This is a genomic window from Sulfitobacter sp. 1A12779, from assembly GCF_043557315.1.
Taxonomy (GTDB): domain Bacteria; phylum Pseudomonadota; class Alphaproteobacteria; order Rhodobacterales; family Rhodobacteraceae; genus Sulfitobacter; species Sulfitobacter faviae.
This window is the reverse complement of sequence record NZ_JBIFFU010000025.1, coordinates 1-23,768: the sequence shown is the minus strand read 5'-3', so window position 1 is coordinate 23,768 and position 23,768 is coordinate 1. Positions and strand designations below refer to the sequence as shown.

Annotated in this window: 30 protein-coding genes and 3 pseudogenes; 8 read left to right on the top strand and 25 right to left on the bottom strand. The window is 58.3% G+C overall.

Features of this window, described 5'->3' with window-relative positions; translation table 11 throughout:
• Window position 1 precedes the first annotated feature (1 nt).
• The 9 genes and pseudogenes from ACGYLQ_RS18080 to ACGYLQ_RS18040 form a co-directional block, all read right to left on the bottom strand.
• A pseudogene (locus ACGYLQ_RS18080) lies at window positions 2-595 on the bottom strand (TrbG/VirB9 family P-type conjugative transfer protein); the annotation flags it as partial.
• A 2-nt stretch (window positions 596-597) separates the two neighbouring features.
• The gene (locus ACGYLQ_RS18075; RefSeq protein ID WP_036783978.1) at window positions 598-1,254 is read right to left on the bottom strand and encodes a virB8 family protein; all 657 of its coding nucleotides are present in this window, start codon (window positions 1,252-1,254) and stop codon (window positions 598-600) included.
• Between the two features lie 14 nt (window positions 1,255-1,268).
• Window positions 1,269-1,493: pseudogene (locus ACGYLQ_RS18070) on the bottom strand (conjugal transfer protein TraF); the annotation flags it as partial.
• 8 nt (window positions 1,494-1,501) lie between these two features.
• Window positions 1,502-1,669, bottom strand: a complete 168-nt coding sequence (locus tag ACGYLQ_RS18065; protein WP_394444214.1) for a hypothetical protein — start codon at window positions 1,667-1,669, stop codon at window positions 1,502-1,504.
• Window positions 1,666-4,029, bottom strand: coding sequence for a type IV secretion system protein B4 (locus ACGYLQ_RS18060; RefSeq protein ID WP_394444213.1), 2,364 nt, complete (start codon window positions 4,027-4,029; stop codon window positions 1,666-1,668). The genes ACGYLQ_RS18065 and ACGYLQ_RS18060 overlap by 4 nt, the downstream gene beginning before the upstream one ends.
• Window positions 4,019-4,297: a type IV secretion system protein VirB3 gene (locus tag ACGYLQ_RS18055; protein WP_008327373.1), complete on the bottom strand. Its 279-nt coding sequence runs from the start codon at window positions 4,295-4,297 to the stop codon at window positions 4,019-4,021. Before ACGYLQ_RS18055 ends, ACGYLQ_RS18060 begins: the two co-directional genes overlap by 11 nt.
• Window positions 4,290-4,610 carry a TrbC/VirB2 family protein gene (locus ACGYLQ_RS18050; protein WP_276154207.1) on the bottom strand — a complete coding sequence of 107 codons (321 nt, stop codon included), beginning with the start codon at window positions 4,608-4,610 and terminating at the stop codon, window positions 4,290-4,292. Before ACGYLQ_RS18050 ends, ACGYLQ_RS18055 begins: the two co-directional genes overlap by 8 nt.
• Window positions 4,611-4,681: 71 nt before the next feature.
• Window positions 4,682-5,302, bottom strand: coding sequence for a lytic transglycosylase domain-containing protein (locus ACGYLQ_RS18045; protein WP_276154208.1), 621 nt, complete (start codon window positions 5,300-5,302; stop codon window positions 4,682-4,684).
• 43 nt (window positions 5,303-5,345) lie between these two features.
• Window positions 5,346-5,714: a hypothetical protein gene (locus ACGYLQ_RS18040; RefSeq protein ID WP_276154202.1), complete on the bottom strand. Its 369-nt coding sequence runs from the start codon at window positions 5,712-5,714 to the stop codon at window positions 5,346-5,348.
• Between the two features lie 142 nt (window positions 5,715-5,856).
• Between ACGYLQ_RS18040 and ACGYLQ_RS18035 the strand changes: the two genes are divergently transcribed.
• Complete coding sequence (locus ACGYLQ_RS18035; protein WP_394444211.1) at window positions 5,857-6,177, top strand: hypothetical protein; 321 nt, start codon at window positions 5,857-5,859, stop codon at window positions 6,175-6,177.
• A 105-nt stretch (window positions 6,178-6,282) separates the two neighbouring features.
• Here the strand turns inward: ACGYLQ_RS18035 and ACGYLQ_RS18030 are convergent, their stop codons facing one another.
• On the bottom strand, window positions 6,283-7,290 hold the full coding sequence (locus tag ACGYLQ_RS18030; RefSeq protein WP_276154203.1) for a S9 family peptidase: 1,008 nt from the start codon (window positions 7,288-7,290) through the stop codon (window positions 6,283-6,285).
• The gene (locus tag ACGYLQ_RS18025; protein WP_394444210.1) at window positions 7,280-8,866 is read right to left on the bottom strand and encodes an RcgA family putative transporter; all 1,587 of its coding nucleotides are present in this window, start codon (window positions 8,864-8,866) and stop codon (window positions 7,280-7,282) included. The genes ACGYLQ_RS18030 and ACGYLQ_RS18025 overlap by 11 nt, the downstream gene beginning before the upstream one ends.
• 224 nt (window positions 8,867-9,090) lie before the next feature.
• Here ACGYLQ_RS18025 and ACGYLQ_RS18020 point away from each other — a divergent pair, with 224 nt between their 5' ends.
• Together ACGYLQ_RS18020 and ACGYLQ_RS18015 are read left to right on the top strand one after the other, a co-directional pair.
• Entirely contained in the window at window positions 9,091-9,366 is a 276-nt protein-coding gene (locus ACGYLQ_RS18020) for a hypothetical protein (protein WP_394444208.1), read from the top strand.
• Window positions 9,367-9,465: 99 nt separating this feature from the next.
• On the top strand, window positions 9,466-10,218 hold the full coding sequence (locus ACGYLQ_RS18015) for a hypothetical protein (protein ID WP_394444207.1): 753 nt from the start codon (window positions 9,466-9,468) through the stop codon (window positions 10,216-10,218).
• A 79-nt stretch (window positions 10,219-10,297) separates the two neighbouring features.
• Here the strand turns inward: ACGYLQ_RS18015 and rpsU are convergent, their stop codons facing one another.
• A complete protein-coding gene (gene rpsU, locus ACGYLQ_RS18010; protein WP_185805296.1) occupies window positions 10,298-10,504 on the bottom strand; it encodes a 30S ribosomal protein S21 in 207 nt (68 codons plus the stop codon).
• A 19-nt stretch (window positions 10,505-10,523) separates the two neighbouring features.
• On the opposite strand from rpsU, the gene ACGYLQ_RS18005 reads away from it, so the two are divergent.
• Both ACGYLQ_RS18005 and ACGYLQ_RS18000 read left to right on the top strand, forming a co-directional pair.
• Entirely contained in the window at window positions 10,524-10,787 is a 264-nt protein-coding gene (locus ACGYLQ_RS18005; protein WP_249777990.1) for an iron chelate uptake ABC transporter family permease subunit, read from the top strand.
• A 318-nt stretch (window positions 10,788-11,105) separates the two neighbouring features.
• Window positions 11,106-11,312: an ATP-binding cassette domain-containing protein gene (locus tag ACGYLQ_RS18000; RefSeq protein WP_236627322.1), complete on the top strand. Its 207-nt coding sequence runs from the start codon at window positions 11,106-11,108 to the stop codon at window positions 11,310-11,312.
• 119 nt (window positions 11,313-11,431) lie between these two features.
• On the opposite strand, the gene ACGYLQ_RS17995 is transcribed toward ACGYLQ_RS18000, so the two are convergent.
• The 5 genes and pseudogenes from ACGYLQ_RS17995 to ACGYLQ_RS17975 all read right to left on the bottom strand — a co-directional run bounded on the left by ACGYLQ_RS17995 (window position 11,432) and on the right by ACGYLQ_RS17975 (window position 15,164).
• The gene (locus ACGYLQ_RS17995; protein ID WP_201721940.1) at window positions 11,432-11,830 is read right to left on the bottom strand and encodes a hypothetical protein; all 399 of its coding nucleotides are present in this window, start codon (window positions 11,828-11,830) and stop codon (window positions 11,432-11,434) included.
• A gap of 302 nt (window positions 11,831-12,132) precedes the next feature.
• Window positions 12,133-12,716, bottom strand: a pseudogene (locus ACGYLQ_RS17990) (cation diffusion facilitator family transporter).
• Window positions 12,717-12,849: 133 nt separating this feature from the next.
• Window positions 12,850-13,284 carry a CBS domain-containing protein gene (locus tag ACGYLQ_RS17985; protein ID WP_067631023.1) on the bottom strand — a complete coding sequence of 145 codons (435 nt, stop codon included), beginning with the start codon at window positions 13,282-13,284 and terminating at the stop codon, window positions 12,850-12,852.
• 479 nt (window positions 13,285-13,763) lie between these two features.
• Window positions 13,764-14,429, bottom strand: coding sequence for a L,D-transpeptidase (locus tag ACGYLQ_RS17980; protein WP_067264455.1), 666 nt, complete (start codon window positions 14,427-14,429; stop codon window positions 13,764-13,766).
• A gap of 405 nt (window positions 14,430-14,834) precedes the next feature.
• Window positions 14,835-15,164 (bottom strand): helix-turn-helix transcriptional regulator, encoded by a 330-nt coding sequence (locus ACGYLQ_RS17975; RefSeq protein WP_236627323.1) that lies wholly within the window; start codon window positions 15,162-15,164, stop codon window positions 14,835-14,837.
• A 72-nt stretch (window positions 15,165-15,236) separates the two neighbouring features.
• Here ACGYLQ_RS17975 and ACGYLQ_RS17970 point away from each other — a divergent pair, with 72 nt between their 5' ends.
• From ACGYLQ_RS17970 to ACGYLQ_RS17960, 3 genes are read left to right on the top strand one after another with little or no spacing between them, the layout of a single operon-like run.
• Window positions 15,237-16,085: a cation transporter gene (locus tag ACGYLQ_RS17970; RefSeq protein ID WP_067631019.1), complete on the top strand. Its 849-nt coding sequence runs from the start codon at window positions 15,237-15,239 to the stop codon at window positions 16,083-16,085.
• Complete coding sequence (gene lspA / locus ACGYLQ_RS17965) at window positions 16,082-16,582, top strand: signal peptidase II (protein WP_067631017.1); 501 nt, start codon at window positions 16,082-16,084, stop codon at window positions 16,580-16,582. Before ACGYLQ_RS17970 ends, lspA begins: the two co-directional genes overlap by 4 nt.
• Before the next feature lie 3 nt (window positions 16,583-16,585).
• On the top strand, window positions 16,586-17,833 hold the full coding sequence (locus tag ACGYLQ_RS17960; protein WP_067631015.1) for a cytochrome P450: 1,248 nt from the start codon (window positions 16,586-16,588) through the stop codon (window positions 17,831-17,833).
• Here the strand turns inward: ACGYLQ_RS17960 and ACGYLQ_RS17955 are convergent.
• The 8 genes from ACGYLQ_RS17955 to ACGYLQ_RS17920 all read right to left on the bottom strand — a co-directional run.
• Window positions 17,817-18,476 carry a cation diffusion facilitator family transporter gene (locus tag ACGYLQ_RS17955; RefSeq protein WP_082849320.1) on the bottom strand — a complete coding sequence of 220 codons (660 nt, stop codon included), beginning with the start codon at window positions 18,474-18,476 and terminating at the stop codon, window positions 17,817-17,819. The two genes, ACGYLQ_RS17960 and ACGYLQ_RS17955, sit on opposite strands and share 17 nt — an antisense overlap.
• A gap of 111 nt (window positions 18,477-18,587) precedes the next feature.
• Entirely contained in the window at window positions 18,588-19,202 is a 615-nt protein-coding gene (locus ACGYLQ_RS17950) for a class I SAM-dependent methyltransferase (protein ID WP_067631010.1), read from the bottom strand.
• A 4-nt stretch (window positions 19,203-19,206) separates the two neighbouring features.
• A complete protein-coding gene (locus tag ACGYLQ_RS17945) occupies window positions 19,207-19,908 on the bottom strand; it encodes a cytochrome c biogenesis CcdA family protein (protein WP_394444218.1) in 702 nt (233 codons plus the stop codon).
• Window positions 19,909-20,023: 115 nt separating this feature from the next.
• Entirely contained in the window at window positions 20,024-20,431 is a 408-nt protein-coding gene (locus ACGYLQ_RS17940) for a TlpA disulfide reductase family protein (protein WP_312869919.1), read from the bottom strand.
• Between the two features lie 110 nt (window positions 20,432-20,541).
• Complete coding sequence (locus ACGYLQ_RS17935; protein WP_067631000.1) at window positions 20,542-21,069, bottom strand: DsbE family thiol:disulfide interchange protein; 528 nt, start codon at window positions 21,067-21,069, stop codon at window positions 20,542-20,544.
• Window positions 21,070-21,433: 364 nt separating this feature from the next.
• Window positions 21,434-22,129, bottom strand: a complete 696-nt coding sequence (locus tag ACGYLQ_RS17930; RefSeq protein WP_236627324.1) for a hypothetical protein — start codon at window positions 22,127-22,129, stop codon at window positions 21,434-21,436.
• Window positions 22,130-22,234: 105 nt separating this feature from the next.
• Complete coding sequence (locus tag ACGYLQ_RS17925) at window positions 22,235-23,236, bottom strand: IS30 family transposase (RefSeq protein WP_067630998.1); 1,002 nt, start codon at window positions 23,234-23,236, stop codon at window positions 22,235-22,237.
• 101 nt (window positions 23,237-23,337) lie between these two features.
• Window positions 23,338-23,768 (bottom strand): IS30 family transposase (locus ACGYLQ_RS17920; RefSeq protein WP_394444204.1); only part of this gene is annotated, 431 nt, incomplete at its 5' end.

Genomic DNA, 23,768 nt, shown 5'->3' with positions numbered 1-23,768 from the left:
CGTCCTCAGGGGTTTGCGTGTTGACCGTGCGTTCACGGCCGCCCGCGTAGCGGAAGATCGCTGGCACAGGTGCGTTCCGCGGAAACGCGAAATACGTGAACGTCCCGTCATCCCAGATGCGCGTTGGCGTGAACTCGGTCCGCGCGCTGGCACCGTAATTGTAGTTCGGCGCTTGGGCGGCGATGGCCCGGGTCGGGCGCGCAGCGTCCTCCGGATAGCGGAACTGCACCACGTAGAAGGTTGGGCTGCGGACCTCCTGGACGTTGAAGTAGTAGCTCCGGCGGTTCGTATAGACTGTCACATTGGTATGCACCCCGCGCGCCACAGGCTTGATCGCGAAGGCCTGACCGCCCGGGACGCCGTCGATCTCGAAGCCCTCGGTGTCGCCCGCGATGATCGAGCGGATGCTTTCGCCCTCGCCGAACTCGATGGTGGTCACATGGGTGAGCGACACGCTGAGACGGTAGACCTGACCCTCCTGGTAGGTGGCCAAGCGCACCCGGCTGTCGTTGGGACCGCCACGCGGGATGGCTTCGGCAGAGGCGAGGCCGGGCAACAGGGCAATGACAGAAATAAGCGATCTTATAAACAACAACGTCAGTTCTCCAATCTGTCGGAGCGGATGGAATATTCGAGGACGGTGAAGCCGAAGGGATTGGTCCAGACCTCATCGATGGAGCGACGGGTTTCGGGGCGGAACTCGAAGAGAAGCGTGGCGGTGAAGAGCCCGGTCTGGGTGCCGTTGATGGAGGTCAGCCGCTTGCGCAAGCGCACGGTGGCGCGGTTGGATCCGATCCGGTTGATGCTGAGGATTTCCACGTCGAGCCTGGCGTTGGGGCCATAGACGGTCGGCGGGTAATTCTCGTTGGCGCTGTTCCAGATCTGGCGCAACCCGCTCTCGGCGGCCCCGTCCGAGCGGCGCAGAACGCTGCGGATGCGCAGATCGTTGTCGAGCTGGTTATAGACCTCCCGGTCGGTCACATAGCGGAAGACCTCCGCCTCGATGATCGCCTGGTTGGCGGTCACCGAGGAAGCGCCCACCGAGGCCTCGGGGAGTGCAAAGCCGGTGGCGGGATCATAGGGAACAACGACGGGGGGCGGGTCGACATCGAGGATCGAGACAGCCGCGGCACTCAGACAGCCGATGATACCGAAGACAAGGCCCATCAGGCCAAGGCGTTGCCAGAGCCGTTCGCGGCGTAAGGCACCATAGACCAGTTCTTCCTCGATGATTTCTTGTTCAGTCGCCACCATTCATGCCCCCACGATCAGTCTGCCCGGAGGTCCGGTAGCGTGAAATCCATGAAGCGCTGCTCTTCGGCGATGGTGGCGGCATCGATCACGCCGCCGGTGCCATCGCCCACCGTTTGAATCGCTTCCAGCTGCCACATCGCCACGAGAGCGATGGCCAATTCAGCTGTCACGCGCGTGTTGAGATCGACGCTTTGCTTGAGCTCTTCCATGTCGTCAATGAGCCCGACAAGGCGGTCTATGGGGCAGCCTAGACTTCAACTTCACCCTCCGGCGCGCCGAGGGGCGTGAAAGTGCAATCCGGCGCGACGGGGGCCGTTGAGGCCAGGAAGGTAAAGCAATTGGCCTGCGGTTCCTGATACTGGGCGCAGGAGGCCAGCGCGCCGAGCGCGGCGAGAAGCAACAAGATGCGTGTCATGAGAGTCTCCAGAAATCGGAGCGGTCACGGTAGTCAGCACCGACAAGCGCCTCGCCTTTTTCCATGCCGCCAAGGATGGTGAGATTGGGCCCAAGCGCGCTCAGATCGGCATCGACGACGATGGAGCCCTGGTCGTCTCGGATGAGGGCGAGACGGCTGTCGCTGCCGGTATTGAGAAGGACGTCCAGCTCCTTCTCATAGAGGTTCAGCATCGCGTAATCGGCGGCATGGGCGCGGATGTTCGGAAGCAGGATCTGCGTGGGCACGGCTTCGATGATGGTCTTGCCGGTCCGGGTGCGCTCGAGCTGGCTGGCGTATTGCGTCATCATCACCGCGACAGTGTTCTGCTTGCGCGCGGTCACCAGCCAGTTCGACAGCCGCTCGGCGAAATACGCGTTATCGAGCGCCTTCCAGGCCTCGTCGATCACGATGATGGTGGGGCGCCGATCCTCGATCTCGCGCTCAACCCGGCGGAAGAGATAGGAGAGGACGGCCATGCGTTCCTTCTCGGCTTCGCTGTCGAGGATGCCAGTGAGGTCGAAACCGACGACATCGCCCTCGAGCGAAAACGTGTCTTCCAGCGTCTGTCCGAATATCCAGCCGAAGCGGCCCTCTTCGGTCCACTCGAGCAGGCGCTGGTGCAAATCGCCGCCATCGTCGGTGGAGACAAAAAGTGATGCAAAATCCCGCCAGTTTCGCAGGGCGGGGTTTGTGGCCTGCGCGTTCTGGCGGACGACTTCCTGGATGCGGTTGGTCTGCGCAGGCGTCAGCGGCTTGTCGGCACGGTAGAGCAGGGTGGCGAGCCAATCCGAGAGCCAGGCGGTGCCGCGCGCATCGGTCTCGGTCCAGAGCGGGTTAAGGCCCGTGGGTTGGCCGGCTTTGAGCGATGCATAACGCCCGCCATTGGCGCGGACCGCCATCTCCATACCGAGGCGGTAATCGAAGACGAAGATCCGCGCCCCTGCTCGACGGGCTTGCGTCATGAGGAAGGCCGAGAGGACCGATTTGCCTGACCCGGGTCGTCCCATGATCAGCGTATGCCCGCTGGTGGGTTCTTTGTCGGGGCTGCCTTGCTCGTGATAGGAAAACCGGTATGCGCTCTGCTCGGGCGTGGGCAGATAGGTGATGACCTTGCCCCAGGGTGTTTTCTGAGCAGGCTTGCCGAGCTGGGTCCGATGAAACGCCGCGAAGTCGGCGAAATTACGGTTGGTGATCGCACTGGCGCGCACGCGCTTGGGCTGATTGCCGGGATGCTGGCTGAGGTAATGGGCTTTGGCCGCGACGCGCTCGCCGATCATTTTCACGCCTTCAGCGGCGGCGGCGTTGACGATCTCTGCGCTGAGGGTCTGCAACCCGTCTAGCGTATCGCAAAAGATCGTCACCACCATGTGGTGCTCACCAAAGCTCTGGCGTTTGGCCTCGAGATCATCTGCGGCGATGTCGAGTGCTTCCATCAGCGAGAGCGCCGCATCTTGGCTGGCCTGCATCTGGCGCTTTTGCCGCTTAATCCGACCAGCCATGAGGTTCGAATTAATCGGTGTGAAGGAATGCGTTACGATCATGTCGACCGGCAGGTTCAGCATGTCGAACATGGTGCAGGAGGTGCCTTCCGAGTATTCCCCGATGGTGAAACTCTTGCCGTAGCGGTGTCCCACGACGCCTTCGGAGAGCTCGAAGTGATCGCCTTGAAACGTCACTCGCGTGTTGGCGACGTTGAAGGACAGGAAGCCATAGGTGTTCGCCGGATAGAGCGGCAGTTCCTGGCCAGTGTTGAGGGCCCCCAGGAAGCCGATCAACTCGCCGGACTTGGCCGAAAGCACACGTGGGTTAAGCTCTGTCAGGCCAGACAGGAATACGTTCACGGCCTCGTCCAATCGGCGAAGGCGCTTCTCGGTCGCTTCCTTGAGGCGATCCGGCGCGCTGCGGTTCAGGAATGGCAGGACGCTTTTTGGAGGCGGGCGATGGATGATCGTAAGGGTGAGCGTCTTGTCGCGCAGCCCGCTGGTCTCTAGATTCTTGCGCCAGAGCCGGTCGACTTCTCCCGCGAAACTGTCCTCGCGCAGCGGCTCGAGGTCCGGCGTGATCGCCTTCGAGACCTTATGGACGTAATAGCTGAACTCCGGCCCCAATTGCGCAATGATCCGGGCAAAGAGCGCGGTCACCTTGTCGAGATAGGCGTCATCGGTCGTGTAGCTATTGACCCCGTCGAGCCGGATGCACTGGAAAAGCTCGTTGACCCGGGTCCGCACGGTCTGGTCATCGACGAGGCTCACATATGGCAGCATATGCGCGAGGCGGGTCTCGTGCGCGTACCAGTCCGGCGTCATCGCGCGGAGATCAAGCGCGGCTTCACGGGGCATAGCTGTCCCCGCCGTGGATGGAGCGGTTCCGCGTGGGCGGCGTCTCTTGCAGCGCCGTCATCATCACGTCGATGAAACGCGGATCCCAGTCCGCGGCCTTCCAGAGAACCGGGTAGAGCAGGGCGGCCACGCCCAGCACCGCAATGTGCTGGACCCAGACGAACAAGAGCACCGAGCCGAAAAGCCAGACCATCGCGTACATGATGGGCAGGCCCAGAAGCTTCGGCGGGCGCACGAGGCCCAGAAAGAGAGGCGAGCGCTCAGCCACCGGCGAAAACCGCGGCGACGATGGTGGGGGCGGCCGCAACACCAGCGATCCCGACGAGGACCCAGAGCGCCTGACGCAGATCGATGATATTGAAGAACCAGCTCAAGAAAACGCCAAGGACCGCGAGTGTGGCGATCACGACGCCGAGCGGGCCAGTTAGAGCATCGACAATGCCCTGCAACAAGCTTTGGATCGGGGAGAGATCGATGCTTTGCGCGAGGGCGGGCTCGGCAATGAGCAGGAAGAGCGCCAGTGAGGCGACAAAGAGGTTTGAAATCCAACTTGTTTGGAAAATCCGGTATCGCCAATGCATTGCCGCGCTGCGCGCTCTCGTGACATTGCCGATAAGTGACTTGAGGAATGATTTCCAAAAAGGTTGGGACATCATGAATTTGATCCTTCCAATCGGGCCACGACAGCCATGACGCGGGCCACGTGGTTCTGGGTTTCTCGGTAGGGGGGAATGCCGCCATATTGGCGCACGGCGTCGGGTCCGGCGTTGTAAGCGGCCAGCGCCAGGCGCGGATCGCCGAACGTCTCGAGCATCATCGCGAGGTAGCGGGCGGAACCGTCGAGGTTCTGCATCGGGTCCTCCGGATTGACGTCGAGATCACGCGCGGTTGCTGGCATCAGTTGACCCAGACCAATGGCGCCCGCGGTTGAGATCGCATCCTGCCGGTAGGCGCTCTCAACCTCGATGTTGGCCCGGTAGAGAGCCAGCCAATCCCTCACGGAGAGCTCTGCGTGGCGCAAACCAGGATGATTGGCATAGCGCAGGGCCGTTGCCTCGATGTCTAAGAGAACGTCTGCGCGGGGCAGGGGTGCTGGCTGGGCGAGTGCCGCAAGCTGCAGCGCGTCAGGTTTGGTCGCTGCTTCCGTCTCACCAATAATGGCCAAACCATCGGACGCCGATCCCTGACCAACGCCGTCATTGTAGTTCCGGGCAAAACCGCTCTGAGACTGGGATGGGGTCAGAGAGCCGTCGCTCTCCATGACCAGAACGATTTGCGCGGAGGCTGGCGCGGCGACCAGCCAGAGACAGACGAACTTAGTTGCCAGCGCCCTTGTCTGATGGGGCTTTGTCTGGCGGGGCGAGTTTATGCGTACGGCTTGTACCCGCCTCAAGGGGCAGGTCGACATGCGCAAAGCCAAGGCCAATGAAGAAAGACACCACGCCGGAGATCGTCTTGAACTCGCGGATCTTGATATCGTTGTAGCTCGTCCGCGTGCGGGCGGTGACGAGGAGCTTTTCCCCCCCATCATCAGAGACAACGCGCATGATCCAGACCCCGTAATAGCTGGGGCCTTTCTTATGTGCGGACTCCTGGCACAGGATTTCTGCGCTATAGCCGCTTTCCACGAGCTCGCGGAACCTAGCTTCCGTAACCACATTTGGTGCTTCTATGTCCCAGTTCATGGCCCGGCTCACGCTTTCTCCAAAGACGCAACACCCGGGCAATGCTACTTGATGCCTAGGGTTACGATAGTATACTTATAACCGCAATAGTATATTATAATTTTCGCGGTATACGTTAATCCGATACCTTTAGGCACGTAACATGCACTCGTTCAAGGATTTAAGCGGCTTTTGCTACCTTCGGTTGCGCATCCTACCTTTGATGCGCACATTCGTTCTGCTGTCGCTCGTCGGTTGTCCGGCGCTTGCCGGTTCATGCATACGCCCGCCTCGGCCATTTGTTCCAAGAGATCCGAAGGTTGCCACGGAATTTATGGAAATCCTCCGTCATGATTTCGAGCTCTACTTCCGCGACATACAGGATTATTTTCGCTGCCTCGACGAGGAGCGTGCTCGCGCCTTTGACGAAGCGCGCGAAGTCAGCGAGGAATATGGACGCTTCTTGGGCTCGCTTCACCAATAACTTCGGGGCGAACCTTTTGGTCCGAGTCGCGCGGGTTCCGAATTCGATAACTGGACTACGAGCGAAATTCAGCCGAGAACCCGTTCGAGGCCCGTCGTCAGCGGCTTAGGGGCCGGGTTTCAACAAGCGAGCCACGCTTCGGCCGGCCGACACAATGTAGGGCGGCATGGACAGCGAATAGTGGCCGCAATTCAGTTCCAATATGCTAGGCCCGGCTCCGGCGTCCTTCAGCCCTTGAATCAGCCTTTCAGAAAGCTCTGGCAGCACCACCTTGTCTCGCTTGGCCAATACCACATTTAGTTCGAGATTGTCCCGCGCAAGATGATGCGCATGGTTCACCAAGTTTAGTGGTCCCCATGCCCTTCTGAGATCGTCCAGTTCGATCGCGGGCTTGATGCTTTCGCAAATCGTTCGAGTTGCGCGCCCGGTCCACACCATGTCAGCAAGACTTCCAGCGGTCAGGAATAGCGCAGCTTTTGAAACAGTTTTGTCGTTGGCGGCAATCAATCCGGCAACCCAAGAGCCCAGACTCATTCCGAGTACAGAAATCTCTTTAAAACCTTGCTCCCTTAGCCAACGAATAAGCTTTCGACCGTCCCATACTGCCTGCCTCATGGATTGCATCGTCCGTCCGAGATTCGGGCTTAGCATGTAGTCGGCATAATCGGCGCCGGGACGGCTACGTTCGAAGTGATACGGCAGTGCCATCTCGACTACCGTGATCCCACGCCGGGAGAAAAAGTTCGCCAACTGTTGATACCGCGCGCTTGCATTCCAATGGTGAAACACAACCAAAGCTTTATCGAATGATCTGCTTTCTGTTACTTTCGCCCAGACGAGATTGTTCTCTGCGACGTCAGTATAAATTCCTGAAGGAAATTTGGCCCAATCTCCTTTGCGTTCGACGACCAAGTCGTTGTTACCCGGTTCATCGAAATAGGTTGGGTCCTCGACAGCCTGGTCTGCAAGATTACAGAAGGCCTCGATACCTGCCGGATGTCCGGAGCTAGGGAAGGCAAGTTCAGTGTCCAGAGCGAAGTCTGTCCGCCTCTTTACTTCGTCCCCCCGCTCTGCGCGTCGCTCATCCCAACGATCGAGCCAGCTATGATACACTTTCTTCTTCTCCTTGGTCAGTCACCCGCCATGTATCGATGCTTGGATAAATCAGGCCGTAGATTGCAGACAGCAGCCCGGTGCACAGCAAGATCGAGAAGCCGGCGACCGCGTCGATCAGCACGTAGACGATGACCAGAAGGGCGATGAGCGCCAACATCATTCCCAATTCTCTCCAATTTCGGCCACGTCCAATGTCTCCTTGCTGACGCAACACGGCCTGGACTCGCATAAGCCCATAGAGAAACACAGTGCAGGTCGCCAATACGATCAGCAGGCTGCTATAGTTCGTCGGCATGCTGTATTCGAGCCAGTCGCTTGCCTTCTCATGATTTCCCAAAACTGACAGGAAATCGTTAGCCAACCAAGCCGTTATGGTCGATTCACTTGATAGCATAAAAGTGCTTTGGAGCTTCATGCATATGGCAATCAAGAGTCCCAAAATACAGCACCGAAAAATCCCACGCATGATTTTGAGACCGACTTGATTAGGCTGACATTGATATTCTCCATCTACCCACGATTCAGACTTTCGTCCAAGTTCCCAAGAATCGTGCGCTATTGTGAAGAGCAAAATGAGTCCTGCAAAGAAGAGAAAAAATACCGCACCCATGTAGAGATAGGCGAACCCGGTGAACGCGACCGCCTCCGGTATTGAAATGATGTGCGGGCGCTCAATCGCCATCCGAGCCCATTCCACCGGGTAGTTGCCGGTATCGCGGGTCAGTAATGGGCCTAAACACCTATCGATCCACTGAAGAACCGTAGCTATAGGTAAACAAACAAGAAAGGCCGCCCAATACGTCACCGAAAAGGTCGCGACTTTTCGCACCCACATGTCGTCATTCGCGATTCCTTCACCTTCAGGACTTAACAATGACCGCCTTGTACCCCTCCAATAGACCACTAAGTCACGCACGAATACGAAGTATAGCGGCATGAGCACCATGAAGAGGAGTGTCCAGTTCGGTGCCCATAAGTACCCAACCTGCTTAATCACACCATTCGCCTGCGGAAAAACAATGCTGTGAATGCCCAAAAAGTAAGAGGAAAATCCAAGGGCCACTGCCCCTGCGAACACTGACGCCGACAAATCCAAAGGGGATCCCCGGTTGAACACGGCCTCCGATGTTCTCGCCAAGCTAAATCTCCGCCTCGGCCATATAACCTCACCTTTGTGCGCCAGCGGTGACGGAACCACGGTATCAACATCGATTGCCGCGTTCTGAACCGTATCTGGAGGACTATGCGCATCGTGGCCGTCTGACCCCGCACGCAGCGCTCGCCTCCTGGCTACCAATCGTGCCCGGGCCACACTAAGTTCCGTTTGCCACTCGCTGGTCGCCTTCGGATCATCACACCCAAACACCCTTGCCAACCATCGAATGATCTCGGTGCTGATTCCTTTCTCGTTGTCTTGGTACCAAAGTTGCACCGTTCGCAGCTCGATCCCGGACCGGTTGGCTTCGATCTGAGTGATTGCGGTAGCAAGAAGTTCGGGTGTCCACGGCCCCAAGGGTATCCCATCTTTGTCAGTAGGCCGACCCGCTCCGGCCGCGCTCAACCGTCTGAACAACTCCTTAAAGTCACTTCCGTCATCCAACGGAGGAACAAAGTATTTTCCATTTTTTATCAAGGGCGTAACGTTGTTCGTTTCGTTCTATTTCGCCGGCGTTCGCTTCGTATCGTGAATTCGCGGCTCACGACAGTGCAACTACAGGCAGTGTGATTCGATCGCCATCCACTGGGCCAGAAAATGGCTGACGTGATCGAAATCCTGCTCGGTCGTTGCAAACTGGAATGAAGAACGTGGTGAGACTGTTGAAAGAAGAAGCAGAGCCCATAGCCCGATTGTTTGGAAATGATCGGGAGCGCACGGTTGGATGGGTATACCTGTGGAATTCCTCTGAGTTGTCGGTGCTCTGGCTGGACGAGCAGGTACCTGCCGGTTCTATCGAGCCGCCGCTTCATGCCGAAGTGCTGGCAGAGGCAAAATCGTCGACACCAGTGAAAGTGATCGAGTACCTCGAAGCGCTTTCGAGTGGCGGCGAGCATACCCAAACTAGCAGGCCTTGATAGTCATCGGAGCAGGTCTTTCAAAAATATACTATTGGTGCAGTGAATGTAAAATATCCAGAGAGACCGTCAACCTGCCAAAACTGTAGGAGAGTACTCATGCCCAAAGCGCTTACTCGTTTCGTCGTCCTTGTCGCTCTTGGCTCCACATCTTTTTTCGGAACGGTCGAGCGGAGTAGGGCGCAAACTTATCCGATCGATTGCGCGATCCTGCTTTGTCTCTCGGGCGGCTGGCCCGCGTCAGCGCCATGCTCACGCGCCCGCGCTGAATTCATTCGAAGAATAACACCCTGGCCGGTAGAGCCTCCGTTGCAGATATGGCGTTGTCCGATGAGAGCATCCCATGACATCAATGGCACTGGTAAAGATGGCGGCCGTATCTTCGACATCCTGTTCGATAGACCGCGTCATCCGCTGCTCCAGACGATTACCGTTGCCCCATCTCAGGAAGTCCGCCTGTCATCGACGAGCGTGTTCCCGGCGGAAAGGGTTGAAACGGGTGATAAGAGCAGTGACTTTTCTATTACGCTTGGTCGAGAACGCGCCGACATCGACATCAGCGGTCCGGAGTTTAACTTCGTGCGCTCGATACGAATCTTTGATGTGCGGAACGCTCGACAATATGAGGCAGGCAGCGAGGGGGACTGCGAGCGGAGCGCGGTCGTTGTACTTGGAACTTATGGCGTTCAAGGAGACTTCTCTTGGCAGCGTTCATCGATCGGAACCTTGCCGAAAGATCATGTGGGGCTGGAGAGGTGGGGCGACAATTGTCCGAGCATCCGCCACCGTTCGGTATTCGTCGAGTGGCGCGATTACGGGGGCAAATATGGCTACGAGCAGGTCAACTACTGAGCCCAGTCGGGAAAAAGCCATTTGTTTTAGATGAACTCACGCCGAAGGGCAATTTTCTGAGTGATGTGTATCGGTAGACCTACATCACGCCTTCACGCTCCAAGCGCTTGCGCGCCGCTTTGCGAGCCCGGCGGATCGCTTCGGCCTGTTGGCGAACTTTCTTCTTAGAAGGCTCCTCGAAGTGCTGCTTGAGTTTCATTTCGCGGAAAACGTCTTCGCTTTGAAGCTTTTTCTTTAAAACCCGAAGAGCCTGATCGACATTATTATCGCGGACACTGACCTGCATATGGATAACACTATTACTCATGGCGGCCGTGCCGGCTTCCTTCGTCGGTACGATCGGTTTCATCGGCATTGTCGGTCCATATGTGGCACGGCTTCTTTTAGGGGAAGATCAACGCTTCTTCTTGCCCGGAGCAATGCTAGCTGGCGCGCTGATCCTTTCGGCCACATCTGTGCTCTCGAAGGCCTTGTTCGGCGCTGTCCTGCCCATTGGCAATGTCACGGCATTGGTGGGCGCTCCCTTCTTTGCCGCTCTTATTCTGACCAAGGGGCGCAAAGCATGGTGACGCTGCAACTTGAAAACCTCGTTGCGCGCTATGGTCGGCATGAGGTCCTCAGCAAGGCAACAACACCGCCAATTCGAGGAGGCAGTGACGGCTCTTGTGAGGGCAAATGCGGCTGGTAAGTCCACGCTGTTTCGGCGCATCGCAGGACAGATGCGGGGGGCAGGGACTGTGCGCTTCAGCGATGCAGCCACGGAGGACTTGCGCTACATGCCGCAGGATACGGGGATGAATGCAGCGCTGACGGTCTACGAATCCATCATACTCGCGCTGAAGCGCGGTGGGAGCGGTTGACGCCTTTCTACTTCCGAGCTAACGGCCGTGAACGACGTATTGGCCAGATTGGGCATCACCGCTCTTGCTGAGCGGCAGTTGCCGGAACTGTCAGGCGGGCAACGTGAGGTCGTATCGATCGCACAGTCGCTGGTGACGCGGCCGCGGGTTGTCCTCATGGACGAGCCCACCTTTGCCTCCAATACGAGGTATCGGAGGCTTTGCAATCCTATGCTGCTGAAAGCGGAGCTGTGATGATCCTCGCTTGGCATGACCTAAATCAGGTGAATACAGAATGCTCGGTCATCATTTTACCTCATAATGATCTCAAGCTGGCGGAAATTGCTGTTGAGCGGTTTCTCCGCGTTCCAGTGTCATGCCCGCAGTTTGCTGTGAAATCGGCCAACTACAGCAGCTAGGTCTCTTTTCGATCCACCCGGATCAACAACAATGGTTCCGGAATGGACCAACAGAAGCACGCCGCGAATGGCGAGTTCTGTCAAGAACCAGTTCACGTCACGTTCTGACAATCCCAAGCATTCTGGTGCCGTCACAACGACCTTATCCCCTTGATTTAGCGACAGCAGCAGTTGCTCTCGTTGGATGAGATGCTTTCGAGGACGCGTAGTTTGCCCTTCAAACTGGTCACACCAAACCTGTTCAATTACCCCATGCAGCGAAATTTCTTGTCGCTGCCGTTTGGCGGACGGCCTACCTTGGGCGGAAAGGATATATCCCCACGTAGCGCCGGATTTCGAAAACTTTGGGTCCATTTAAGGTCTTCCTCCTCTTAATCGTTCTTAGAAGCGGGAGGACTAGATCACGATCCAGCTTGCCGATTGATTGCCTCCGGCTAGGCTCACCCCTCTCCGCGGAACCATCTTCTTATCTGACCTAGTAGGCCAGATTCACAGAGCCAAACGCGACTATGCGCCGGCTTCGAACCTCGTGAGATTGAGGTCTCGGCCCTAGCTTGCTTGTCTCTTGCAGACGCTACTGAAGCAGGACGTGCATCCGTTTCAGATCGCTTTCGCTCAGCTTGCCTTCGCCGACAAGGGCAATCATCTCGTCATGATCAGCCAGTGTCTTGGTTAACATGGTTTTTCTCGTCTTCTTCCGGCCTGCCGTGACCGTAAAGGTCGGCGTTCTCATGGGCTCGGTCTTCGTGCTCAAATTCCAAACTCGAATGACCGATGCTAAAATCGTCCTTCAGCCGGTCCTTGATTGCCGTCTTGATATTTTCGATTTAACGCCAGCCGTCCGCTGTCAGCACGATGTGGCAGTCCAAAGCCGCCTTGCGCTCCTGCATCTGCCACAGATGGGCGGGTCGATCATGCGCATGCCACCCTCGTAGATCAGGTAGAAGCCGAGCAGGATAAGGGTCGTGTAGTTGATGAGCGCTGCGACAATTTCTATCCGCCCATAGCCGAAGGTCATGCGCGCGTCCGCAGGCCGCCGCGCGATTTTCCGAGCGGCAAAGGTGATCACCAACGATGCCATATCCGAGAAATTGTGCAGAGCATCCGCGATCAGTGCGAGGCTGCCGGATAGGATGCCGCCGACAATCTGCGCGACGGTCAGAAGACCGTTGGCCCAGATGGAGATGGAGACTCGACGGTCGCCGGACTCGAGGTCGATATGGGCGTGATCGTGGGCCATCAGGCAACTTCCTATCTGTTCGGCAGATCAAAACGCGGTCAAGCGCCGCGTTTTGACTTCCTTTCAACATGTGCAGCCAGACCGGACTTATTCGCAACAGGTTCGGTCACTCGGGATCCCATGTGCCATTGGGTCAGCAGCAGCCAGAACTCTTCTCTGGCTGCGACACTTCCTGCACCAATTCGGCTGTTTCCGCGCCGTCGGCTTCCCGTGCCACGTCCGCTTGAGCCACGATCCCACAGCATTTGCCGCTTTCGTCTGTAACCACGCTGCGGCGCACCTGTTTTTCTTCCATCTTGCTGCAACAGCTTTTAACGTCCTCATCAGGTGAGACTGTCAGGAGGTCATCCGACATGACGTCAGAAACCGGCGTGTCGGCTGCCTTTCCCTCTGCGACGGCACCACAGCAGATGTCGCGGTCCGTAATGATGCCGACCGGCTCACCGGCGTCATTGATCACGGGAATCGCGCCGACCGACTTTTCATCCATCAGCTTTGCGGCCTCCTGAATCGTAGTGTCGGTACTACAACATGTTGGATTGCTGGTCATGATTTCGTGAACTTGCATGATCTTACTCCTTGTTTTGGTTACTAGGGTGGAAGCCGAAAGACGGGTGTTCAAGTTCCTTTCAGCGCGCTGAGTGGCGAGTTTTCGCGCGAGCCGTGCAGCAGCCACAATTTGGATAATTCAGTACTTGGAGCGCTGGTTTCTCTTCGGTCCAGGTCGGAAAAGGTCGGCAAGGGACATCAGGTATCTCCTCGAATCGCTTCCAAGGAAATGTAGTTACTACAGTTACTGTAGCTTCAAGCCACAAGTCTGTCCGGGTAGACGCGGTTGGAAACCTTCCCGAACAAATCGTTAACCTAGCTGCCCCTAGTCAGGACCCCACTACAGCTCGGCTTCGTTCCGAGGATGGGTGTTACTGGCATAAGCACAGCGGTCCAGCAAAAACGACACTGGTGCCGCTCTGCTCAATAGGTGGCAACCCGATCTGCACTACGCGTTCGGCGTGAGATATTGACCAGTGCAAACTGGGTGGGCGTAGATCACGTTCGCGGGGTCACGCTTTCTTCTGCCGAATACAGGAACGCCGTCGAACCAGTTTTGACGTTCGGGTATAGATGGTTGATATGTGCCATGACCATGCGGACACACCCCGAACTCGCGCGCCCGCCGATGCTTCTTGGTTCGGGCGTCCCGTGAATGCGTAGATAGGTGTCTCGGTTGCCTTCAAAAAGGTAAAGCGCCCGCGAACCAAGAGGGTTTTCTGGGCCAGGGTCAACACCGTCGGCAACCGGGCCATAGAGCTCGGGATCGCGTGCGATCATGTTTTGAGTCGGCGTCCAGTTTGGCCATTCCACTTTTCGCTGGATCGTATACGTGCCGGGCTCGTACAGGTTACCACGGGCGATCGCCACACCGTAACGCATCGCAGTTCCCCCTTCTTCGATGTGATAGATGTAGCGCGCTACGGCATCGACGTGGACGTCTCCCGGAACAAGCCCGTCCTTAGCGTCCACCCGCTGGGGCAAAAAGCGCGGGTGCAGGCCCCACGGGTTTGACGTAGTTGGATCAAAAGCGGGAGGTGTGACCTGCGCGTCCCAGGCGGCCTTCTCCTCCTTGGTGGGCCGGGTGGCTGCCAGTAGCGGGCCAGCGATTGGAGTAGAAAACAGCGCACCGCTGGTCTGGAGAAAATGTCGTCTTGTCAGCATCATTCTTACTCCTTCAACGTTAGGTAGGCAAACTAAGCTTAAACAAGGCCACTCTGCCGTTCAGTAAGGAAAGCCTGAAGCAGTATGGCCTGTTTGACTCGAATGCCGTTCTTCGTCTGCGGCCCTAACTCCTAAAGCTACTGTAGGTTCAAGAGAAATATTGAGGTCGAACCGGGGCTTTCGTGTTCTTACTTAGACAAGAACAGACCAGTCCGCCAGCAATTCGGTCGTGGCCCGTCACCGCAGGACTATCCGGTATTCTGGGTGCGGGGCCGATGTTCGCCATTGGTTGAAAAAACCTTCGCGGTAACATCTCGATTGTGTCTCACGTCGAAAGAACTACATCTAAAGAACGACCAAACCGGAGCGATGTAACGACCTGGCCGAAGGCCACGACATCTTGAATCACGTCTCGCGATAGTTGTCACAAGCCTCAACCCCTTCTGCGACGACATCAAGAAGAGCATCTACATCGCTCAATAGCGTTGTGATACGTGAATTGCTGATACGGTAGCGAACAAACCGTCCATCTCGATCGCTGGCGACAAGCCCGCACTCCAGCAGGCATCGCAAATGATTGGAGATATTGGGCTGCGTTAGTCCCGTGTGCGCGACGAGCTCCTGAACGACGAACGGACTTTTTGCCAAGGCGTCCAGAATCGTCAAACGACTGGTATCTGCGAAGCCGCGAAGCAATTTCGCGCGCTGTTCAATAGTGGTGGTCTTGTCTTCCATAACGATTTGCGCCATATCATTTCTCGCTGATATATAGAATCTTCTATCCACTTTAGCAGGAAAGCCGCGATCATGGCCAACACAGACAACGAGATAGCAGATGCGCCATTGTTTCGATACCGGGTTTCCGGCATGGATTGCGCGAAGGATGCTGCACAGATCGAGCGGGCGGCACAGTCGGCCGGGGTAGCGCCCGGCGATGTGAAAGTGTCGGCCGCAACCCACATCATGACACTGGCTGCACCCGAAGGGCGCCTGCCGGACATCGAAAAGGCCGTTGCGGTGACCGGCTACGGCTTCGACCGGATCGAGGGCGATGGAGACATTCCGCCGAATCCCGCCCATCAGGACCCGGCCTACCGACGCGCGCTCTGGATCGTCGTGATCCTGAACGTGGGCTACGGTGTCGTTGAAATGATCGGCGGGTTCATCGCCGGGTCACAGGCCGTGAAGGCCGATGCGCTCGATTTCATCGGCGACGGCGCGATCACCTTCCTTGGCCTGCTGGCCATCGGCTGGAGCCTCGCCTGGCGGGCACGGTCGGCCTTGATCCAGGGCATCTTCCTCGGGCTCCTCGGTCTCGGCGTCCTCGGCACGACCATCGTCCGGGTCTTCGAACGGACGACGCCGGATGCGGGTCTCATGGGCCTGCTTGGCATGATTGCCCTTGTCGTCAACGTCATCTCCGTTCTGCCGCTGCTGCCGTTCCGCAAGGGCGACGCGAACATGCGGGCCGTCTGGCTTTTCTCTCGCAACGACGCCATCGGCAATGCGGCGGTTGTCGTTGCCGCCGGTCTTGTGGCCTGGCTGGGCAGCGCGTGGCCCGACCTTATCGTTGCCTTCGGTATCGCCGGGCTATTCCTGCACTCGTCCTGGGCGATCATTCGCGATGCGCGGGCCGATCTGAAGACGACTGCATGAACAGCCGCGTTCTAGGCGGAGTTTGCGCCATCTCGGCGTTCGCCCTCGATCAGGGCACCAAGGCGCTTGCCCTGAACACACCTGCGCTTGAGGGCGGCGTCGAGGTTCTACCCTTTCTCAATCTCGTGCGGGTTCTGAACGATGGGGTCAGCTTCGGTATGCTGGGCGGGATCGTGCCTTGGTGGGGTCTCATCGCGCTTGCTGGCGTGATCGTGTTATGGCTGCTGATCTGGTTGTGGCGCGCGCCGGACAGGCTGACGGCTGCCGCTCTCGGTCTGATCATCGGCGGCGCACTCGGCAATGTCCTCGACCGGCTGCGTTATCAGGCCGTCCCAGACTTTCTGGATTTCCATTACGGAACATACCACTGGCCGTCCTTCAATCTTGCGGATGTGGCGATTTTCTGCGGCGCGGCCCTACTATTCTGGGACAGCTTCCGCTCTGCGACGGACAAGCCTGGTCAGGGTCAACGCAAGGAAAACACAACGGGGGTGTAACCCATGTTCGGCATACCATCTGCGAAAGGCTTTGACAGCACACTTGCCCTGCTGCGCAACCCATATGGGTTCATTTCGGAGACCTGCCGCGCACTCGACACAGACCTGTTCGAAACCCGCATCCTCCTTCAAGAGACGATCTGCATGACCGGCGCGGCGACGGCAGAAGCCTTCTATCGGGAAGACCGGCTGATCCGCGCAGGCTCGATGCCAGGCCGCATACAGAAGTCCCTGCTGGGAGAAGGCGGCGTTCAGGGATTGGACGGCGCTGCCCACCAGCACCGCAAGAAGATGTTCATGTCACTCATGGGGACCGAGCGGATCGCCGCGCTTGAGGGCACGTCGCTTCACATGTTGGACAACTATGCGCCGGACTGGGAGGCGAGGAACGAGGTCGTCCTCTATGACGAAGTGCGCGAAATGCTCACAAGAGCTGCCTGCGCCTGGGCCGGGGTGCCGCTTAATGAAGCTGAGGTGGCGACCCGAACGGCGCAGCTTACAGCGCTTTTTCAGGACGCCGGGGCCCTTGGCCCCAAACACTGGCGCGCGCGTCTGGCGCGCCACCGCCTGGAAAAATGGGCAGCACGGCTAATCCAACAGGTCCGCGATGGTGAGCTTCAGCCGACGCAGGAAAGTGCCCTTCATATCATCGCGACATGGCGCGATCTCGATGGGGAGTTGTTGACCCCCAGGGTGGCCGCCGTAGAGCTGTTGAATGTCCTGCGCCCGACCGTCGCGGTATCCGTGTTCATAGTTCAGGCGGCGCATGCTTTACATCGGCATCCCGAGTGGCGGCAAAAGCTGAAGGACGACGAGGGACAGCTCGAACCTTTCGTGCAAGAGGTCCGCCGTCTGTATCCGTTCTTTCCCGCGGTTGCGGCACGGGTGAAGAGCGATTTCGAGTGGCGCGGACATCGCTTTCCCAAAGGGTACAGGGTTCTGCTCGACCTCTACGGCACGAATACCGACGCTCGTTCGTGGGACGCGCCGCAAGAGTTCCGGCCCGAGCGGTTTCACGATCGGGAGGTCACTCCCTACGAGTTCATTCCGCAGGGCGGTGGCGATCACCACAGGAACCACCGTTGTCCGGGCGAGTGGATCGCGATCAGCCAGATGAAGGCGTTTTGCAGTTTCTTCGTGAACGCCATCGACTACGAAGTGCCGGATCAGGATCTGGATCTGGAAACCGGAGAACTGCCGCCCATGCCCAAATCTCGGTTCATCATGCGTAACGTCAGGCCTCGGCAGTAGCTTCGCCCTCGTCCGGATCGACCGACCGCGCATCCTTCGTGGCCTCGAACGCCTCCCATGCAACGTAGGGCACGATCAGAAGCGCCGCCACCGGGTCGGCCCACCACCAGCCCATCCATTGCGTCAGACCGATCCCGGCCAACACCACGATCGTCTGATACTGGCAGATCATGGTGTCCTTGGCATCGTACTTCAGGGCGGGCGCATCGAGCCGCTTGCCGTAGCGATACTTGCCCCAGGCGAGGAACGGGTTGGCCACGAGCGAAGCACCCAGAATCGCGATACCCCACCAGTTGAAGCCCGGCGCCTTCTGCGAAATGAAGGCGGAGACCGCCTCGTAGAGGATCGCCGCGACGACGATCCAGAAGGCACAGGCAACCACGTAGAGCGCGACCTTCTTGCGGTGCAGGACCGTGCGCTTGTCGGCACCGTCCACCTCACTCTTCAAGCGCCAGATCAGAGTCGCAGCCGAGGTGGCCTCGACCGTACTGTCGAGGCCCCAACTCACCAGCGCTGCGCTGCCGGTCAGAAGTCCCACGGTGACGGATACGACGACCTCGATGATGTTGTAGACGAGGCTGGCGATCTCGACCCGGATGCCGCGCGTCAGATTGGCCTGCCGGTTATCTTGATGACTGCTCATAACATCTCATCACCGCAAAATTTTCGGCGAAAGTTCGAGGCGAGAATTGGCTACCTTGCCATCAGTTGCGCCACGGATCGAAAGCCGAGATTGTCCTGTTTCCAAGCTTCCTCAGTAGAGGCGAGCTTGTCCCTCATACATGAAAACCAAGGGCTTCGGACCTGTCGCGTAACCGGTGTTGAGCCGCTCCATGCGGAAGCCGCTTGTCTCGATCAAGTCGGCCGTCGGGCGGTCAAGATGGCAGTTCCCGGCGCAGTGTTTCCAGACAGGCGTCAGCCAGCGTTGCCAGCGCCGGATACGGGGTCCGGGCGCCAGGCCATGCTCGACGAAGCGGAAGACGCCATCCGGCTTGAGAACGCGCCGGATCTCGGCGAGAGCCTTCTCCGGTTCCGAAACGCTGCAGAGTGTCCAGGTGGCGACGACGCAATCGACGCTGCGATCTTCGAGCGGCAATGCTTCGGCCACGCCCTCGATCATCTCGGCCGCGGGCATCAGTCCATGGGAGGTTTGCGCGGCCCGAGAGAGGAGTTCGGGCGACGGATCAATACCGATGATCTGGCGCACGGCCTCGGGGTAGAGCGCAATGTTCAGGCCCGAGCCGATTCCGATCTCCAGCACACGCCCATGCAGGCCGGAGATGGCGCGGCGCCGGTAGGGAAGAAGTTGATCCTGGCCCATCGCCAGATGCGTCAGCCGAGGGAGGATATGTTTCTCGTACAGTCGCATCTGTTCACCCGATCCGCGCAAGGACAGGGAAGGTGTCCAGCAGCCAGTAGGCCAGTGCGCTCAACCGCCCGGTCATCATCGCCAGGCCCATCAGGATCATGACGCCGCCCGCAGCCTGATGCAGGCGGCGACCCCAACGACCGATGCCGCGCAACCTGCCGGCAATACTGTCGGTGAACCCCGCGACGACCAGAAACGGGATCCCAAGGCCGCCCGAGTAGACGGCAAGCAATGCGACGCCCTCGCCAATCGTCGCGCTTGTCGCGCTGGCGGTTAGGATGGCACCGAGGATCGGCCCGATGCACGGTGTCCAGCCGAAACCGAAGGCGAGTCCGAGCACGTAGGAGGCGACCGGTTGCCCGCCCGGCAGGTCGAGATGGAAACGCAGGTCGCGCTCCATGGCCGACAGGCGCGCTGCCCCGATCATGAACAGACCGAACAGGATCACGATCGCGCCGCCGACGAGGTTGAGTTCGTAGCGCCACTGCAGCAGCGTCTGACCGAGCGCGGTGGCAGAGGCCCCAAGCGCGATGAATATCGTGGAGAAGCCAAGGACGAAACAGAAGCTGAGCCAGACGGCCCGTCCCTTCGAAGGCGCTGCACTGCCGGTGACCGTACGTCCGGCAACGTAGGATACGTAGCCGGGCACGAGCGGCAGCACGCAGGGCGACAGAAAGGAAACGGCACCGGCCAGCAATGCCGCCATTAGTCCAAGAACGGAAAGTTCAATCAAATCCACATCTCCAAACTGATCGGTAGACCGCCACCACGTGTGCGCACGGAGCGGAACGGCTGGCGCGGTCGTCGTGCTTTTCCATGTCCTATTGCTTACGTTCGTCAATAAGAGCGCTTATCTGCGCAACGGCTTCGGGGCTGTTCCATTCGGCCGGGCCTGCGAGGCGCCCCCGCTCGCGCCCAATGCGGTCGATCAGAATCGTTGTCGGCAGACCCACCACGGCCAAGGCCAGCATCGCGCGCGTATCCTCCGCGATATAGAGATCGAGGTTGCGAATGCCGGTCTCTCGGTAGAAGCGGCGCACAGGTTCGAGACCGGCCCGATCGATCGACAGCGGCAGAACATGAAAATCCGATCCGCCGAGGCGCGCTTGCAGCGCGTCGAGCGTCGGCATCTCCTCGCGACAAGGCGGGCACCAAGTCGCCCAAATGTTCAGAAGCACGACACGTCCCTCGAAGTCCGCCAGCGTCAGATCCCGTCCATCTCCATCCACGAAAGGCGGCGACAGGAGATCACGCGGAGTCCCGTGATTAGGGATCGGTGGTCGGGCGGAGGCAGGGCTTGCCGCAAGCGCCAAGACTCCGGCAAGGACGTCACGTCGCCTCACGGGTCGCTCTCAGCCTGCAACCGGCGCACGACCGGCAGAATGTCCTCCTCAAGCGAGGCCTGATCAAAGGGGCCGACATGCTTGTATGCAATGCGCCCCTCGGCGTCGATTATGTATGTTTCCGGCACTCCATAGACGCCCCAGTCTATCGCAACGCGGCCTGATCGGTCCGCGCCGATGCGGGTGAAGGGATCGCCGAGCTCTTCGAGGAAACCCAGCGTCTCCTCGGCATCGTCCTTGTAGTTGATACCGTAGATCGGAACGGTGCCCGCTTCGGCAAGATCGACGAGAAGCGGGTTCTCCGTGCGGCAGGGGACGCACCACGACGCCCAGACGTTGACGAGAGAAACCTGGTCTTGCAGGTTCGCCGAGCCTAGGCCGTCCTGCCGCCCTTCGATGGGCGGGAGCGCGAATTCCGGGATTGGTCTTCCGATCAGCGTCGAGGGCAACCGGTCGTCGTTGTTCCAGAGGCCCCAGTAGAAGACTACGCCCAGCAACCCAAACAGAAGAATAGGCAAAATCATGAGCGGCCGTCCGCTCCGGCGCCGCTTTTCTTGGTTATCCTTCGAACTCATAGCCTGCCATCAATGCTTGGAAGGAATAAGGTATCAGCAACCGCTGATATGAAGCAAACCGTCGCCGATCACAATGCCGAACGATGGGGGAGGCTTGGCCGCGGCTTCGCAGACCCGAGCCATACTTACTGTTTAGATTCGTAAGAAATCAGTGAAAGGTCGGTATCTGAAGAGGCCGTTGAATTCAGACCTCTGAACGGCCCCTTCGTCCGCTCTCCGGACATGCGCACCGAAAGCAGCGAAAAGCCGGTATTTGAGCAACTCAGCACGCTCAAATTCTCGCAGCATGATGGCAAAGCTGTCTTTGCCAGCGCTAGTAGTTCACCTGTTCGAAGTCGTAGTTGCCATCATAGTCACGCCAATCGACGAAGACAGATCGGTGATAGATACCCGGGCAATTCTGGCCCCAACGTTCAAGTCCCACATGGGCCTCAGGCAGGGCAGTTATAGAAGATCGCTGCCATGAGAAATCGCCTTGGGTTCCATAAGTGCCGAGGACTACAGTGGCGTAGCGTTCGCAGTCTCCTTCGCTTCCTGCTTCGTATTGCCGCGCGTAACGAACATCAAAGACACGGATGGATCGTACGAAATTGAACTCAGGTCCGCTGATATCGATGTCCGCCCGATCTTGAACGAGCCGGAGGGCCTGGTCGGCGGGAACGAATTTGTCTCTTGGCAAGGATTGGAGCGGTCGATGGCTGTCGGGCCGGTACAAGGCTTCAAAGATACGGCCAGCGTTGTTTGGTGGCCGATCGCCCTCATAGGAGGCGCCCATGGGACAGCGCCAGATTTGCAGCGGCGGTTCCACTGGCCAAGGCGTGATAGGCCTGATGAATTCGGCGCGAGCTCGGGCGCAAGGGACGGAAGCGGGCCAGCCGCCAGACAGACACAAGAGGATCGCGCAGTCGATCGGGTATGTCTGCGCTCGGGCGGACATTGGTAGCGAAAGACCAGTCACGGTGAAAGCGACTGCAACCGAGGGGAGGAGCTTCTTGATCAGATAGTGCATGCTGCGGAACCTCCGTGAGAGGAGTCCAGCATATATACGATAATATACTATCGCAATGTGAGCGATACCTGAACTGCGACTCATGTTGGGATCAGGGTAGGGGCGTCATCGCATTTCCTCCAACATCTTTTCGCGGAAGACCTCAGCTGGCGTTTTCCATCCAAGGCACTTGCGCGGCGTATTGTTGAGGCGATCACAGATCACCTTCATATCGTGATCTGTGCATTGCCGGATATCGCGTTTGCGGGGCAACCACCTTCGAAGGCGTCGGTTAGTGTTCTCGACTGTGCCTTTCTGCCAGGGGCTGGAGGGGTCGCAGAACCACGTCTGGGTTCCGATCTCGGCTTGCAGGTGGGGCCAACTGACAAACTCGGTTCCGCGGTCAAAAGTGTTGGACCGACGGGCGACGAGGGGGAGGTCTTTGATGGCGCTCATGATCTTGGCCATGACCGGCTTGGTGCGCTTGTTCGGGTTTTTCAGGATCACAGTGAAGCGGCTGACGCGCTCAACCAGTGAGGTAACGTTGGACTGGCCAAGCTTTTGTTTAAACAGCATCAAATCAGCTTCCCAATGACCGAACTGACGGCGATGAGCGACATCATCGGGTCGGAACAGAATGCTGACATCGCGGTGGAATTTGGGTTCTCTGCGCCTTCTGGTGCGACGTGGTCTGCGGGCGACACGGTGGGTCGGTAGATACCACCACAGGTCTTCGCGCTGACCTTCCTTGGAGTAGATGTAACGATAGATGGTTTCCTGACAGACCCTGAGAGGAGCGCGTTCGTGAATCATACGGTTACTGATCTGCTCTGGTGTCCAGCCGTTCTTGATACGCTCGATCACGCACTTGCGAAGCTCAGGATGTTTGATCAGTTTGCGCTCTCGAGCACGACGTTCCGCTTGCATCAGGTGAGCAGCGGCACCGTAATAGCCATCGCAACCCGGCATGCTTTCGTCCGAAAAATGGTTGCGCTTTAGCTCGCGAAATATCGTTGATCTGCAGCGCTTCAGAACGCGCGCCATCTCATCAACTGGGACCTTAGCGTGTCTCCAGCGTTCTATCTTGCGTCGTTCTGTGATACTCAGTTGGTCGTAAACGGCTCCCATACCGATTCCTCTCATTAGATAAACTACTGTTTTCTAACAAGAGTCGCGCTTGAGGGTAGCGCGCGCCAATGGTGTCTCAAGGGTCGTTGCGACAGTTTCCGCTATCTCAGTTTCCTCAACTCTTCCCTGAACGCTTCCGTCGGTGTGCGCCAACCAAGGCACTTTCTTGGCGTGCCGTTGAGGCGGTCACAAATCGCCTTCATATTGCGATTTGAGAGCGCCGCGAGCTGGGTGTCACGGGGAAGATATCGCCGTGCGCGTTTGTTGAGGTTCTCGACCGAGCCTTTTTGCCAGGGTGCTTGTGGGTCACAAAACCAGCTGTCAGTGCCGATGCCCGACTTGAGCTTTCTCCACTCCCGGAATTCGAAACCACGGTCAAAGGTGATCGATTTGCGGGCCGGCTGGGGTAGGGGTTCCATCACATCCATCAGCTTGCGCATGAAGTGGGTCGAACTGCGGTCGTTGTTGCGAAACAGGACGGCGAACCTGGTCTTGCGTTCGACGAGCGAAGCCACGTTCATCTTGCCATTGG

Bases quoted from the DNA above. Each gene is read 5' to 3' on its own strand.
- ACGYLQ_RS18075 (WP_036783978.1), bottom strand. From the start codon at position 1,254: ATGGTGGCGACTGAACAAGAAATCATCGAGGAAGAACTGGTCTATGGT.
- ACGYLQ_RS18065 (WP_394444214.1), bottom strand. From the start codon at position 1,669: ATGACACGCATCTTGTTGCTTCTCGCCGCGCTCGGCGCGCTGGCCTCC.
- ACGYLQ_RS18060 (WP_394444213.1), bottom strand. From the start codon at position 4,029: ATGCCCCGTGAAGCCGCGCTTGATCTCCGCGCGATGACGCCGGACTGG.
- ACGYLQ_RS18050 (WP_276154207.1), bottom strand. From the start codon at position 4,610: ATGCATTGGCGATACCGGATTTTCCAAACAAGTTGGATTTCAAACCTC.
- ACGYLQ_RS18040 (WP_276154202.1), bottom strand. From the start codon at position 5,714: ATGAACTGGGACATAGAAGCACCAAATGTGGTTACGGAAGCTAGGTTC.
- ACGYLQ_RS18035 (WP_394444211.1), top strand. From the start codon at position 5,857: ATGCACTCGTTCAAGGATTTAAGCGGCTTTTGCTACCTTCGGTTGCGC.
- ACGYLQ_RS18020 (WP_394444208.1), top strand. From the start codon at position 9,091: ATGAAGAACGTGGTGAGACTGTTGAAAGAAGAAGCAGAGCCCATAGCC.
- ACGYLQ_RS18015 (WP_394444207.1), top strand. From the start codon at position 9,466: ATGCCCAAAGCGCTTACTCGTTTCGTCGTCCTTGTCGCTCTTGGCTCC.
- rpsU (WP_185805296.1), bottom strand. From the start codon at position 10,504: ATGCAGGTCAGTGTCCGCGATAATAATGTCGATCAGGCTCTTCGGGTT.
- ACGYLQ_RS18005 (WP_249777990.1), top strand. From the start codon at position 10,524: ATGGCGGCCGTGCCGGCTTCCTTCGTCGGTACGATCGGTTTCATCGGC.
- ACGYLQ_RS17995 (WP_201721940.1), bottom strand. From the start codon at position 11,830: ATGGACCCAAAGTTTTCGAAATCCGGCGCTACGTGGGGATATATCCTT.
- ACGYLQ_RS17985 (WP_067631023.1), bottom strand. From the start codon at position 13,284: ATGCAAGTTCACGAAATCATGACCAGCAATCCAACATGTTGTAGTACC.
- ACGYLQ_RS17980 (WP_067264455.1), bottom strand. From the start codon at position 14,429: ATGCTGACAAGACGACATTTTCTCCAGACCAGCGGTGCGCTGTTTTCT.
- ACGYLQ_RS17975 (WP_236627323.1), bottom strand. From the start codon at position 15,164: ATGGAAGACAAGACCACCACTATTGAACAGCGCGCGAAATTGCTTCGC.
- ACGYLQ_RS17970 (WP_067631019.1), top strand. From the start codon at position 15,237: ATGGCCAACACAGACAACGAGATAGCAGATGCGCCATTGTTTCGATAC.
- lspA (WP_067631017.1), top strand. From the start codon at position 16,082: ATGAACAGCCGCGTTCTAGGCGGAGTTTGCGCCATCTCGGCGTTCGCC.
- ACGYLQ_RS17960 (WP_067631015.1), top strand. From the start codon at position 16,586: ATGTTCGGCATACCATCTGCGAAAGGCTTTGACAGCACACTTGCCCTG.
- ACGYLQ_RS17955 (WP_082849320.1), bottom strand. From the start codon at position 18,476: ATGAGCAGTCATCAAGATAACCGGCAGGCCAATCTGACGCGCGGCATC.
- ACGYLQ_RS17950 (WP_067631010.1), bottom strand. From the start codon at position 19,202: ATGCGACTGTACGAGAAACATATCCTCCCTCGGCTGACGCATCTGGCG.
- ACGYLQ_RS17945 (WP_394444218.1), bottom strand. From the start codon at position 19,908: ATGGCGGCATTGCTGGCCGGTGCCGTTTCCTTTCTGTCGCCCTGCGTG.
- ACGYLQ_RS17935 (WP_067631000.1), bottom strand. From the start codon at position 21,069: ATGATTTTGCCTATTCTTCTGTTTGGGTTGCTGGGCGTAGTCTTCTAC.
- ACGYLQ_RS17930 (WP_236627324.1), bottom strand. From the start codon at position 22,129: ATGCACTATCTGATCAAGAAGCTCCTCCCCTCGGTTGCAGTCGCTTTC.
- ACGYLQ_RS17925 (WP_067630998.1), bottom strand. From the start codon at position 23,236: ATGGGAGCCGTTTACGACCAACTGAGTATCACAGAACGACGCAAGATA.